The organism is Paenibacillus sp. TSA_86.1, assembly GCF_052691815.1.
Genome location: NZ_JBQZGE010000006.1, coordinates 259,796 through 273,836, shown reverse-complemented (window position 1 = coordinate 273,836; position 14,041 = coordinate 259,796). Strand labels below are relative to the sequence as shown.

At 47.3% G+C, this 14,041-nt stretch carries 11 protein-coding genes; 4 read left to right on the top strand and 7 right to left on the bottom strand.

The genetic code is table 11. The annotated features are described in order from the left end of the window. Positions 1-314: 314 nt before the first annotated feature. Entirely contained in the window at positions 315-2,306 is a 1,992-nt protein-coding gene (uvrB, locus tag ACUTVW_RS15275) for an excinuclease ABC subunit UvrB (RefSeq protein WP_445646591.1), read from the bottom strand. Positions 2,307-2,475: 169 nt separating this feature from the next. On the opposite strand from uvrB, the gene ACUTVW_RS15270 reads away from it, so the two are divergent. Beyond that, the gene (locus ACUTVW_RS15270) at positions 2,476-3,276 is read left to right on the top strand and encodes a flagellar motor protein (RefSeq protein WP_445646590.1); all 801 of its coding nucleotides are present in this window, start codon (positions 2,476-2,478) and stop codon (positions 3,274-3,276) included. After that, positions 3,260-4,099 (top strand): flagellar motor protein MotB, encoded by an 840-nt coding sequence (locus ACUTVW_RS15265; protein ID WP_445646589.1) that lies wholly within the window; start codon positions 3,260-3,262, stop codon positions 4,097-4,099. The genes ACUTVW_RS15270 and ACUTVW_RS15265 overlap by 17 nt, the downstream gene beginning before the upstream one ends. Positions 4,100-4,248: 149 nt before the next feature. Here ACUTVW_RS15265 and ACUTVW_RS15260 read toward each other — a convergent pair whose 3' ends face one another. Genes ACUTVW_RS15260 through ACUTVW_RS15250 form a run of 3 tightly spaced genes read right to left on the bottom strand, consistent with a single transcriptional unit; the run spans position 4,249 to position 7,554 of the window. Continuing rightward, a complete protein-coding gene (locus ACUTVW_RS15260) occupies positions 4,249-5,424 on the bottom strand; it encodes an ABC transporter permease (protein ID WP_445646588.1) in 1,176 nt (391 codons plus the stop codon). Continuing rightward, on the bottom strand, positions 5,417-6,607 hold the full coding sequence (locus ACUTVW_RS15255; RefSeq protein ID WP_445646587.1) for an ABC transporter permease: 1,191 nt from the start codon (positions 6,605-6,607) through the stop codon (positions 5,417-5,419). The genes ACUTVW_RS15260 and ACUTVW_RS15255 overlap by 8 nt, the downstream gene beginning before the upstream one ends. 11 nt (positions 6,608-6,618) lie before the next feature. Further along, positions 6,619-7,554: an ABC transporter ATP-binding protein gene (locus ACUTVW_RS15250; protein WP_445646586.1), complete on the bottom strand. Its 936-nt coding sequence runs from the start codon at positions 7,552-7,554 to the stop codon at positions 6,619-6,621. A 201-nt stretch (positions 7,555-7,755) separates the two neighbouring features. Between ACUTVW_RS15250 and ACUTVW_RS15245 the strand changes: the two genes are divergently transcribed. Both ACUTVW_RS15245 and ACUTVW_RS15240 read left to right on the top strand, forming a co-directional pair. Then, positions 7,756-8,970 carry a sensor histidine kinase gene (locus ACUTVW_RS15245; RefSeq protein WP_445646585.1) on the top strand — a complete coding sequence of 405 codons (1,215 nt, stop codon included), beginning with the start codon at positions 7,756-7,758 and terminating at the stop codon, positions 8,968-8,970. Positions 8,971-8,990: 20 nt separating this feature from the next. Further along, positions 8,991-9,680, top strand: coding sequence for a response regulator transcription factor (locus tag ACUTVW_RS15240; protein ID WP_445646584.1), 690 nt, complete (start codon positions 8,991-8,993; stop codon positions 9,678-9,680). A 53-nt stretch (positions 9,681-9,733) separates the two neighbouring features. Here the strand turns inward: ACUTVW_RS15240 and ACUTVW_RS15235 are convergent, their stop codons facing one another. From ACUTVW_RS15235 to ACUTVW_RS15225, 3 genes are all read right to left on the bottom strand, one after another. Further along, complete coding sequence (locus ACUTVW_RS15235; RefSeq protein WP_445646583.1) at positions 9,734-11,065, bottom strand: PDZ domain-containing protein; 1,332 nt, start codon at positions 11,063-11,065, stop codon at positions 9,734-9,736. A gap of 64 nt (positions 11,066-11,129) precedes the next feature. Continuing rightward, positions 11,130-12,602, bottom strand: a complete 1,473-nt coding sequence (locus tag ACUTVW_RS15230) for a S41 family peptidase (RefSeq protein ID WP_434749219.1) — start codon at positions 12,600-12,602, stop codon at positions 11,130-11,132. 153 nt (positions 12,603-12,755) lie between these two features. Further along, entirely contained in the window at positions 12,756-14,036 is a 1,281-nt protein-coding gene (locus ACUTVW_RS15225; RefSeq protein ID WP_445646582.1) for a murein hydrolase activator EnvC family protein, read from the bottom strand. Positions 14,037-14,041: the final 5 nt, after the last annotated feature.

Genomic DNA, 14,041 nt, shown 5'->3' with positions numbered 1-14,041 from the left:
TATTAATGGGAAAAATCTGTTGATAGGCTTATGCTTCCGATGCAGCTTTCTTGTCAGAAAGCTTTTAGGCGAACGCTCCGCTTTTTCAGGTTTTTTCTGTCCTCTCCGTTTCTGTGTAAATGATTTGTTCAACTTACATATAAACCTCTTAACCAAATTCATCGTTCCTATTAGTATTGACTCGATTTTGTGATTTCAACATGTCTTATTATCGGGTCATCGGATGCATTTCTTTACTCAACAAGAGAACGGCCAACTGGCCGTTCTCTTATCACAAAGTTTCAATCAAGAAAGCATTCTCTATCCATTTACATCTATTCTGCTCTCAGCTCCAGCAGCGCATCCCGAAGCTCGGCCGCACGCTCAAACTGCAGGTTTTTAGCTGCATCTTTCATCTCTACTTCCAGACGCTGAATAAGCGACTGGCGCTCCTTCTTCGACATCTTCTCGGCAGCACCGGTCAGATAATCGTTTTTGGATTCGGCAACCTTCGTTGCCTCAATCACATCACGCACCTTTTTGCGAATCGTTTGCGGTGTGATGCCATGTTTCTCATTGTATTCCATCTGGATGGTACGACGTCGTTCCGTCTCTTTCATCGCCTTATCCATAGAATCCGTCACTTTGTCACCGTACAAAATAACTCTACCCTCACTGTTCCTCGCGGCACGACCTATCGTCTGAATCAGAGAACGCTCGGAACGCAGGAAACCTTCTTTATCCGCATCGAGAATAGCCACTAACGATACCTCTGGAAGATCCAGACCTTCCCGTAGCAAGTTAATGCCAATCAACACATGGAAGGTACCCAGCCTGAGATCACGCAGAATGGACATCCGTTCCAGCGTTTTGATCTCCGAGTGCAGATATCTAACCTTAATGCCAACTTCCTTCAAGTAATCCGTCAGGTCTTCCGACATCTTCTTGGTCAGCGTAGTAATCAGTACACGCTCATCTTTAGCGATCCGGTCGTTAATCTCCGCAATTAGATCATCAATCTGCCCTTTCGTTGGACGCAGCTCAATAATAGGATCAAGCAGGCCCGTTGGACGAATAATCTGCTGAACCATCGTATCGGTATGCTCAATTTCGTACGGTCCCGGTGTGGCAGATACATAGATGATTTGATTCATTTTCCCTTCAAACTCTTCAAACTTAAGCGGGCGATTATCCAGTGCAGAAGGCAGACGGAAACCATGATCTACCAGCACAGTCTTCCTTGCCTGGTCACCATTGTACATTGCGCGGATCTGTGGCAATGTCACATGAGACTCATCCACTACAATCAGCATGTCATCCGGGAAGTAATCCATCAGTGTGTATGGTGTATCCCCACGTTCACGGAAGGTCAGCGGCCCGGAATAGTTCTCGATCCCTGAGCAGAATCCAACTTCCTTCATCATCTCAATATCATAACGTGTACGCTGCTCCAGCCGCTGCGCTTCAAGCAACTTACCCTGCTCACGCAACACTTCGAGACGTTCTTCCAGCTCACGCTCAATGTTCACCAGTGCCACGCGCATCGTTTCTTCCTGGGTTACGAAGTGAGATGCCGGGAAAATGGCAATATGCTCACGCTCACCGATTAATTCTCCGGTTAAGACGTCAATCTCGGTAATCTTCTCAATCTCGTCCCCGAACAGCTCTACTCGAATCGCATGTTCACCCTTGGAGGCCGGAAAAATCTCAATAACATCACCACGGACACGGAACGTGCCGCGTACAAAGTTAATATCATTCCGTTGGTACTGTATCTCTACGAGTCGTGACAAAATCTGATTACGTGGTTTCTCCATCCCAACTCGCAGTGACAACAGCATGCTGGAATAGTCATGAGGCGAACCCAAACCGTATATACACGACACACTCGCTACAATAATGACATCGCGGCGTTCAAACAACGAACTGGTCGCTGCGTGTCGCAACTTATCAATCTCTTCATTAATGCTCGAATCCTTCTCGATATACGTATCTGAGGAAGGGATATAGGCTTCCGGTTGATAGTAGTCGTAGTAACTGACAAAATACTCCACCATGTTATTCGGGAAAAAATCTTTGAACTCACTCGCCAGCTGCGCCGCCAGTGTCTTGTTGTGCGCGATAATCAACGTGGGACGCTGCAACTGAGCAATAGTCTGTGCAATGGTAAATGTCTTACCCGTACCCGTTGCACCCAAAAGCGTCTGGTATCTCTTCCCTTCCTGGACCCCCTGCACCAATTCCTTGATGGCTGCAGGCTGATCACCCTGGGGAGAAAACTCTGACTCGATTTCGAACGTTTTGTCGCTCATAATAATATCGCTCATTGCCGTATCTCACCCTATCGTCTAAAATAATAGTCACTATATATTGTCGAAGTTCCCCGAATTTCCAGTTGGGAAAACTTATAGTAATAGGAATATTTGTTCCCGTTCAATTATACCTTGTTCGTTTAAGTGATGCAAACGTGAAATCAAGATAGGAGTGGGTTAATTTATGGATATTGCGACACTTATCGGTATCATAGCCGGAATTGCCGCAGTTATCAGTGGTTTTCTGTGGGAAGGCGGTCAGTTATCCGGCCTGTTACAGAAAACAGCTGCTTTAATCGTGTTCGGGGGTACCATCGCTGCCGTAGTAGCCAGCTTCCCTGCATACCGTCTGCGCACGATTCCTGCTGCTTTACGCATGGCGTTTGGACGTCATTCTCATGATTCCAAACAATGGGTTGAAGAACTGATCGAGATGTCATCCATTGCCCGCAGATCCGGTGTGCTTGCTCTGGAACGCAGAGTAGTCGATCATCCACATCCATTTTTACAAGACGGGATCCAGATGGTTGTCGATGGTACAGACCCGGATGTCGTTCGGCAGATTCTCGAGATGGAGATTGATTCTGTTGAACAAAAGCATGAAGGTTATGCCAAAATATTTGAATCTGCCGGTGGATATGCCCCAACGATGGGTATCATCGGAACTGTCATGGGACTTATTCAGGTGCTCGGGAGCTTAACCGATCCAACAGGACTCGGACCAGCCATCGCTGTTGCTTTTACCGCTACCCTGTATGGGGTTGCTAGTGCTAACCTGATCTTTTTACCCATCGCCTCCAAAATCAAATCCAGAGGGGCTGATGAAGTTCAAGCCATGGAGATGATGCTCGAAGGCGTGCTTGCCATTCAGAATGGTGAGAATCCGCAGCTTGTCCGCAAACGGCTAGAGTCTTTTACACTCTCACACCGCCGAGTCGTACAGCCTCCATTTGCAAAGGAGGGATTGGATGAGTCGTCGCAGTAAACGGCGTGCCAAACGTGAAACTGCTGATCATCGGGAGCGGTGGATGATTACCTATGCCGATCTCATTACGCTGCTGCTGATCTTTTTTGTCATCATGTACGCCATGAGCAATTTGGATACTGGTAAATATGATGTCGTGACTCAATCCCTTCAAAGCACTTTTAATAAATCAGACTCCATTCTTGAGCTGGGGAATGGACTCGGCGAGACACCTGGTCAAACGATTACCAAGACACCTCCATCCCAGGTTCAGGGAGGGTCAGAGGATAACCAAGACCCGGCATCAGATTCGGGTAAAGATAGCCCGGATGAAAACAACCGTCCACTCACAGAACGAGAAGAACAGTTCAGGACACAGGAGCAGGAACTGCAAAATCTGTTTAATGTGATTACCCAGTATATTGAGGATAATCAACTGGATAATCAAATTTTTGTGGCGGACAAGCCCCAGGGTATCTCCATTACACTAAGTGACCGGTTTCTGTTTGACCAAGGACAAGCTGCCCTGAAAAAAGATGCTGCGCCCACACTGAGCAAACTCGCCAGTTTGTTTCGCAATCTTCAGATGGTAGTTAGTATTGAGGGACACACAGACAATATTCCAATTGGGGCAAATTCCACCTTCAAAGATAACTGGGAGCTATCCGGAGAACGGGCGTTATCGGTACTCCGCTTCTTTCTGGATCAAGGTAAACTTGACCCCGATCACTTCCAATACGCGGGTTATGCGGACACTCGCCCAACTGGAGACAATAAAACTACGGCTGGAAGACAGAAGAATCGCCGGGTCGAAATTACGGTACTTCGCCAGTTGCAGCGCTAGTTGATTGAAGCAAGTTTAAAAAACAATACATCAAGAAGCACGTACTGCGATCTTCATCCCGGCAGACGTGCTTTTTCTATTCATTTTATATTTGCATTATATTCAATAACCAGTAACCTTAACCCCGCTCCCGTTCTGTTCCCTCATTACTACGCATCCATCCCTGGCTGATCAGGACGAAGAATGACCGAACCGACAGCTAGCAGGATCACGGCCATAGCAAACAGGATCAACAGCGGCAGGGTGATGTCCGCCAATGTGCCCCCGGCAGATATCGTTTCCACAGCCTGAATCGTCCACTTCTGTGGTACAAAGTTCGCGAGCTTCTGCATATACTCCGGCATGATGGATAATGGCCAGAAGCAGCCCCCAATCATACAGGTTGGTACAATAATGAGGGAATTCAACATACTGGCATTTTTGGTTTCACGAATGAGTCCGCTGACAGTACTTGCAAGTCCCATTGATACAAGCATAAACGCACTAAGAATCAGAAAATGAACACCAAACGGAATCCCCGCATCATAATGCAAAACCCATCTACTTAAGCCAAGCACAAGAGTAACCTGGATGACCCCAATCGCCAGACTGCCTAGAAAATTACCCAGCACAATTTCATATGATCTGACCGGAGCGGTATACATTCGAGCCATGGTTCGCTGCTTTCGGTCTTCCATAATAACAGCAACTGCACTCGTTAATAACCCCATCATAAACATGATTGTAAATCCGGTGACGTTATTTAACCCCGGCTTGGGATATAATTGCAAGTTCAGCGCTTCTCCGGATACGTGATGTCTGCCGATCTCTTGCAGTAGTTGTGCGAACCTCTCCTCCTGGTTGGTCACATCAACGTTAGAGGAGGATGCCGAGGAAAATGCTCGAACTGCAGAAGCTGACTGTTCCAAACCATTCAACACCCCTTGGGCGGCTGCACGAAGAATGGTTGAACTTTCGCTGACACGCAGTTCAATCCATTTAACCTCTGTCTGCTCGCCCTGCAGCAGGAATTGTGTGTAATTTGCGGGAATCACAATTCCCATGCTTCCTTTTTGCCGAACGACGTCCGATTTGACTTCGGCTTCATTCTTCACAGGTTTAAAACTGTACTCTTTCGAGCGTGCAAGCTCTTTCATCATCCATGATCCTGCGATTCCCTGATCCATATTCACATAAGTAACAACCGCACGACTTGCCTGATCACTTCCAAAAAGAGCAACCGCACCCGTCACTACGAGACACGGAAGCAGCAGAAAGGCAATGAATCCACGTTTGCGCCCCAGTGTTCTCCTGATCATCAGCCAAGCGATATGCAAACTATTCATAATGGTATCCAACCTTTCTGTATAACACTGCAGCGGCGGCGGCCAGGACTGCACATACAACCCCAAGCATCAAAATATTGTTCATGATCTCATGCAAAGGTGCATCCAGCATCATGCTCAGGAAGCTTTGCAACGCCCAGTGATTGACCGTAAACTCGCTTATACGCTGCACAATATCGAGGGCGATTGGAGTAAATCCACCGCTGATAAAGGTCATTACAATGATGATGCTCTGCATCAACGCACTGGCTGAAGCAGCGTTTTTACTGACCAGTGCAACAATTATGCCCAAGGTCATGGAGGCCAGAGTAATCAGTACACAGATCAGAACGACCAGCCAAGGATGACCGCCCCATTCCACACCGAATAATACATGAGTCATGAGAACAATAATCATAGCCTGCATAAAGGCAAGAAGGCTGTTGCCCGCAATTTTTCCAGCAAAGATAACCCCATTGCCTACTGGAGCAGCCTGAAGACGGGCGAGCGTTTTTTTGTCCCTTTCTGTAAACAGGCTATTGATCGTTGTCATACCGGAATACAGCATAAACATCGCTAGCATTGCTGCTGCATAATATTGTGAAGCACTGTAGGATTGATCGGAATGCCCCGGGCTGCTAACCGTAATGTTGGAATGCCCTGATGCCGATTCAGTGCCAGCTTGCATCGCGATCTTCTTCATCGTTTCAGGCCCGAGTACTTTGACCATAGCTGCCTGTCGATTTAACCCGTCTGTGAAGCCAGTAAACAACGTCTGCCCCACCATATTCAATGTGTTGTCTTTCCCGAGTATCCATTGTAGCTTCGCCGTTTCTCCAGCCATCCATTGCTGAACCATATCGGTAGTCATAATTATTGCAAAATCAAGTTCCCCTCGTTTTAACGCATCTACCGCTTCGTCTTGGGAAGACAAATCTTGAGCCCTCATCATCTTCGCAACCTCAGGTGCAGTGACAAATGTTTTTAGAGCCTCTCCCACAGGAGATGACACCGTTTCAGTAGATTGCACGATCCCCACGCGTACCGTATCAGGTGTCGTTGCATTCCCCGTTCCCATCGCGCTTGATAGAGCCGTTCCTAAGATGAAGATCAACAATAGCGGCAGAATAAATAGATTCACCACCACAGATCGAATTTTCAGAATACGTCTGAGTTCAAAGATGCAAATATGCCATATGCTCATCCTATGCCCTCCTAGTCTCGGAGCGTACGCCCGGTCAGATTGAGGAAAAGCGTTTCGAGATCCGGTTCTTCGACCCGGAGAGATTGAATGGACATGTCATGTTTGCTGCAAATAAACAGCATATCCTGCAATGCTTGCTGTGCCGAAGGTAGCATAATGGTTAATGTATTTTCAGTGACTTCGACTGCCCGTACACGCGGGTGAAGCTTGAGTTCTTCCACAACACCGGCATCGATTCCCGAGGTGGTGAGTACGATTTTTTCCTCCGATGCAACGCGTTCCCTTAACTCAGCCTCGGTGCCACAAGCAATAATTCGGCCTTGATCCATAATGGCTACCCGATTACTGATCGCGGCAACTTCCTCCATATAATGACTTGTATAGATAATGGTCGAGCCCATTTTGTTGAGTGTTCGCACCGATTCCAGAATATGATTACGGGACTGCGGATCAATGCCAACGGTGGGTTCGTCCATAATAATCAGATCGGGTCGATGGCTGAGAGCACATGCGATGTTTAGCCTGCGTTTCATCCCGCCCGAGAAGGTCGATGGCGCCTCCTTGGCCTTATCTTGTAATCCGACGAATTCGAGAGATTCCTGCACTCTTTCTTTGAGCGTTTTTCCTCGCAAACCGTATAATCGGGCAAAAAAGGTAACATTATCGGCAGCGCTCATCGTCTCATATAATGCCAAATCCTGTGGAACCAGTCCAATCTTGCGTTTCACATCCAGCGGTCGCTCCTTCACCGATAGACCATCCAGCCTGATCTCTCCTTGATCCATGCTCAATAGTCCTGCAATCATGCTGATTGTGGTGCTTTTCCCCGCCCCATTTGGGCCAAGCAAACCAAAAATTTCACCTTTTTGTACATTCAGGTTCAGATGATCCACCGATAACTTGCTGCCATATCGTTTAACAACGTGATCCATTTCTAATATGTTCATGCATTTATGCCCCTTCCATTTGAGCTCTTGCCGCGATATTTCTAAGTATATTGTAACGAATGTCTACCCTTGGCGAAGGTACACAAAGTCATACATCAAAGGTGACTTAAGTCATCTCCTGATCCTGTGATTGCCTATGTTATAATCAAGGGTGCAGTATCATCTTATTTTTCAATCTTCCTAAAAAGGATGTCACTACATATGCCCATGGGATTCCTGCAATATGGCTTATTATTCGTGCCCGCTGTGCTGTTCAGTTTGACTCTCCCTATGCACAGCGAAGCAGTATACACCCTGTACATCCTCATTGCGGCTGGACTCGCGGTAGCCAACCGTTTCACTCGTTCAGGTGCTGAGCAATCACTGTTATTCTTGGCAGAAATCTTGTGGGCCGGCTGGTTACTGGCTCAATATGGACCCTTTATGTTTTTTATCTCCTTATCGGTTCTCTATGTTTATATGTATCGGTTAGACGGATCTATACGATGGGTCATGTTAGGGATTCAGTTTATTACAAGTAATTTTGCAATGCATTGGTATTATACAACTCCACCTATGCTGAATCTTGAAGCCGTGGCAGTTCAAGTTGAAACCTTCACCTGGTTCTCCGACTGCGTTAAAGTAATCATTGCCGGCAACCTGCTATTGTTGATGACGGCAGCACTCTCCTGGCAAGGGGCCAAAACGGCAAATAGCCGGGAGCAGCTGGAGAATGTGTATGACGAGCTAAGACATAAACATTATGAGCTGCACGAGACACGCGCACAGCTTCTGTTATTTGCAAAACAATTGGAGGATGCAGCCCAGGCAGAAGAACGTATCCGAATATCCAGACAACTTCATGATGATATTGGACATCGTCTGATTCGCACAAAAATGATGTCCGAGGCTGCCCTGCTCACCATACCCTTGAATACCGAACAGGGCACCGAAATGGTCAAACAGATTCGTGATCAACTCGCTGCAAGTATGGATGATATGCGTAACACGCTTCACAAACTGCGTCCTGATTTCCATGCCTCTGATGCCTATGCTTTGGATCGCTTATTAGAGGATGTTGGGCGGGATACGGGGATACAAACCAATTATGAGATCTGTGGTCAGCCATATGTTCTCTATCCAAGCACACAGATTGTTTTGTACAAAAATGCCAAAGAAGCCGTGACCAATGCACTTAGACATGGAAAGGCCTCTTCCATTGGTCTGCAGCTGGTCTTTGAGCATCAGGAGGTCTGTATGATCATCCGTAATGACGGAAGTACTCACTCCCTTTTAGATGGCGTAACGACGGGTCTTGGGCATGAAGGCATGCGACAGCGTACACAATTCATTGGAGGCACTGTCGAAATTCAGTCCACTGATCCCTACACAGTCATCACCCGTATCCCCGTTTCGAACAAAATGAGTTTACTTTAAAAAGGGAAAGGAACACCCTCATGTCAGAACAAAATCATGAAAACCGACCCCCACTTCCTGAGAAATCTTCACAGGTTCAGGTATTTCTTGTCGACGACGATTCTTTTATCCGCGAAAGCCTGAGCGTGGTGCTCGGCCTTGATGCAGATATTCATGTTACAGGCACCGCTTCCCATGGGACGGAAGCACTTGCCTGCCTTGAATCAGGAATACTAGCAGATGTGATACTCATGGATATTCGTATGCCCGTATGTGATGGAGTCGAAGGAACTCGTCTAATCAAAACCCGTTTTCCAGATATCCAAGTACTGATGCTGACAACGTTTGACGACGATGAGTATATTATTCAGGCTATACAGAACGGAGCAAGCGGTTATCTGCTCAAAAATGTCCCTCCTGCCCGTATCGTACAGGGCATCAAAACTGTTCATAACGGGGATATGCTGATCCATCCGGATGTCGCACGCAAACTCGCGGGTCTTCTTCGTACGCCAGCCTCTCCCCCTGTAAACGAGCCTCTTAAAACCTACGGTCTCACCCGTGCGGAGCTTTCCGTTGCTGAGGCTATCTCTGAAGGCTTATCCAACAAGGAGATTGCTGCGAAGCTGTTTCTCAGTGAGGGTACGGTCAAAAATTATGTGACGGAAATCCTTAGTAAGCTAAATTTACGGGATCGCACCCAAATCGCCATCTTTATGCTTAAAAAATAAAGAAAAAGGTACTTCCGTACGCCGGCAAAGACGTCTGGAAATACCTTTTTGTTTTACATCTCCACCGATCCTTTTTCGCTAACTTCAGGGGCTGCTGGTGGCAAGGCAAGTACAACCCCGTCCACACGCCGCTCTTTCCGGTGAGTGAATAGTTTGAGCGTAATCACCTGAAGCAGCGTCACCGAACGCGGTTGGACCGCCCATACCTCATGGTTATCCGGTGCCATAATAACGCCAAGCTGGTGATGCTCACCTTCGTAGATCGCACGCTGCATAAACTTGCTCTCTCCCTGATGATTACGCACCTCCAGCTTGCAAAAGGCTGGATTCATCCGCAGTGCCCGGTGCAGATCTTCGGGAGAATGAACGAGTACCCCATTCACTTTATACAGGGTTTCCCCTGCCTCAATTCCCAGTTCTGCTGCGGGACTATCCGGAATTACACTCAATACCTTGAGTCCATGTTGCGGGTGAACAAATGCAGGACTAAGTTGCTGTTCCTCGAGCGCACTATACCACACCAGAAGCTCATGTCCGGCAAAAGCAATCAATGCTGCAATCACTGTGAAAGGTGACCACCATACAGCAAGAAGACTGAACACAAGCAACGCCAAGCTGTACAGCATCAGGCGCTTGGCTGAGCGCTGGAGTTTGCGCCCAGGCAGCATGCTCTGTGTGTTCTCGCTAAGACCGAGCAAGATCGGCAGAGCCACCAGCGTATAGCCCTGGCCTGCATGAAACAGCGGAGTCCACGCCAGTTCCGTAATGCCTCCGGTTGTCGGAACCAGTATCAGCAGCGGAATCGCCCAGAAGAGTTGCATCTGATATCCGCCTACCAACTTCCCACGTTTGCCTTCCATCAGAAACGGAGAGGCCATAGATACACCTTGCATGCGAGCTAATGCTGCTTCACCCAAATGCAATAATGCAGCCAGAACGAGCAGTGCAGGCATATCTAATGCACGCACAGTCTCCACAGCCTGTCCAAGCATACCTGCAGGCTGCCAACTTGAAGCCACATTCAGAGCAAATTGCAGAATTCCCAGCGCCCCTGCTGCATATGCAAAACACAAATAACGGATACGAATCAGAGATAAGACCAAAGCTGCAATCCATATGCTAATCAGACTTCCCAACGTAAGGTGTGCACCAAGGAATAGAGATATCAGGGACACCATGACGCCGATGATAATTCCACCAAGGACAGCTCGAATCGTCTGCGTGATTGAGCTTTGCATACGCACATGGAAGAGTTTACGCTCCTGGAGCAACTGACGGTGATAAATTAAAGCAATCAGAATAACTGCTATATAATAAAACGGCTGAATCAACAACTGTAAAAATGCTTCCCCTAATGTGGTTACCCAAGGCCATACCCATTCCATTATAGTGTTTCGCTCCTCTCCTTCAGCCGGTTCAGAAAAAAAGAAGGCTGAAAATCAGCCTTCTCTATGGCTTCGACACTGCGGACGAAATATCCTTCGAGACATTTTCGATCGCGCGTTTCAGCTGTGCATCATATTGAGGATTCGCGATTCGTTCAATCAGAGATGCCTCCAGAGATTCGGCCGTTTTCTCATCAATCTGGCCGGTAACCTGAATGCCTTTTTTCTTCTGGAACGCCTTGACTGCTTCTTCCGTCTTCTGGTCGTAATACCCGTCCACACGATCCGGCTTGAAGTCAAGTCCTCTCAGCATCGTCTGTGCACTTTTCACATCCGTGCTATTGCTGTCATATTTCAGTGGAAGCTTCTCCTTATTAATCGGTGCAACCGAGAAATAATCGGGCTGGTTCACTGCAATATCGGGTTTGATGCCTTTTTCATGAATCCAGCTACCATTTGGTGTTAACCATTTGGCAATTGTAATCTTCAGCAGGCTACCGTCACCCATCTGTTTTTCGTAGCTGGTCTGTACGGTTCCTTTACCAAAGGAGTTCTCACCCACCAGTTTAGCGCCTGCCGACTGTTGCAAAGCTCCAGCCAGAATTTCGGAAGCACTTGCGCTACCCTTATTCATCAAAACGGTGATTGGATAAGGTTTAGCTGATCCATTCGATTTGCTTTGCTCCTTCTTACCGTTTTTATCTTCAACCTGAACGATGACTTTGCCTTTCGGTACGAACTGTTCTGCAATATCAATGACGACTTGCAGTACACCGCCCGGGTCATTCCGTACATCAATGATCAGGCCCTTCATATTTTGCTTCTCCAGCTTCGCCAGTTCTTGTTTAAACCGTTCGCCTGTATTCAGCGAAAACTGCGTAATGTTGATGACGCCGATACCGCCATCTTCCATATGTGCATAGACGGTTTCCAGATCAATATCATCACGTACAATCGTGAATTCAATCGGCTCTGTTGATCCCGCACGTTTCACCTGTACTTTGGCTTCACTGCCTTTTGGACCTCTAATCTTGTTAACCGCTTTGTTTAACTCAAGTCCTTGAAGCGATTCACCGTTAACCGACATAATGATGTCTTTCGCACGAATACCAGCTTTTTCAGCAGGTGAACCTTTGATTGGTGACACGACAACGACATTACCATTTTGCGAGGAAACCTCAGCACCAATTCCGGTAAATGAACCTTCGATTGATTCTTCAAACTGGGCAGCCGTTTCCTGTCCCATATAGTTGGAGTACGGATCACCGAGAGATTCCATCATGCCATTGATCGCACCATCAATCAGCTTGGTACGGTCGACATCTTTATAATAGTTGCTGGAGATCAAATCCATCGCGGTTTCAATCTTCTTCAAATCGTTTTTCTGCTGCGAGCTGCCGGTTACACTTGCCAGCAGTCCTTCGCCGGGTCTGACCTGACTGGTAATGCCAGGGTAAGTCATTAACACCAGCGTTAACAGACTCCCGCCAAGCAGTCCCAAAATAACGAACAGCAGCGCCGATCTTTTTTTCATCATCCGTTTGTCACCGCCTTTAGTTTTGAAGCGCATCCGATTCGGATTGCCCCGAATCATTCCCTGAACATGCCAGCTTAGTATATGTCTAGCTTGTACGGATTATGATTTTTCCATTCGGAGTTTAAACCAAATGTTCTCTCTTGAAACCGGGCTCTATAAATAGTTCATTGGATTCACAGCTGTTCCATTATCTCGCACTTCAAAGTGCAAGTGAGGTCCTGTCGAGTTCCCCGTATTGCCTGACTCGGCAATCGTATCCCCTTTGTTGACCGTATCTCCCTTGCTAACCTTGAATCCACCTTCACGCAAGTGACCATATAATGACCACAAACCTCCGCCATGATCAACAATAACCGTATAACCATATCCACTATACCATTCTGCCATAATGACAATTCCGCCGGAAGCCGCATGAACAGATGTGCCCACAGGCACAGCGAAATCGACACCCGCATGCATTTTGCCTACTTCACCTGTAATCGGGTGAATCCGCGGACCAAATGGTGAAGATATACGTCCACCAGAGACAGGTTTTGCAAATATGCCGCTTCCTGATGAATAGGTAACCGCACTGTTGCCGTTTGAGCTTACACGCGTTGGCTGCTTGGCTGCTGCTTTCGCTCTTGCTAGAGCTGCGGCTCGTGCTTTAGCTGCCGCTGCCGCCTGTTGCTCACGCAATTTATTTTTCTCCTGCAGCAGAGCTGAACGCTTGCCGGCGATCTGCATCAAGACCGCTTCCTGCTCCGCTGTCAACTCTTCGGATTGTTCAATTTTAGCATCATATGAAGCCAGAAGCACTTGCTTTTCCTTTTCTTTCTCGTTCAGCTGGGACTTGCGTTGTTTCTTTTGTGAATATAGGCTTTTGGCTTGCGCATACTGCCTGTCCAAATCTGCCTTTTTCTCCACCACAAGTTGCTTGTCCGCTTTATGTTCATCTAACAGATGTTGATCCTGATCCACAATCGTTTTGAGCGAATCTGCTCGGGTTAGAAAATCGGTAAAGCTGGTAGACGACAATAGAACATCCAGATAGGATACTGCTCCGTCCGTGTACATCAGACGCACACGTGATTCCAACAACTTTCCTCTTGCCACGATCCGGTCTTCTGCCGCTTGCAGTTCTTCTTTGGTTGTACGGAGTTCCTCCTCCGTATTTTCAATCTGCAATGATACACTCGCGAGTTCATCACTAACGACATTAATCTGCTCCAGGACAACCTTCAGATAATCATTGGTTTTGTTCTTATAATGCTGGGCTTCCTGCTTATTGGCAGCAGCCTTCTTCTGCTCCTGCTTGGCGGAAGCCGCCTTACTCTCCAGTTGCTGAATCTGCTGGTCAATATCACTAATGCTATTCTTGGCGTATCCGTCAGAAGGTTGAAGCGTCATACCGGCCAATAACATAAAGGCCAGCAGCGAAGCGGTTTTTTTCAAAATGA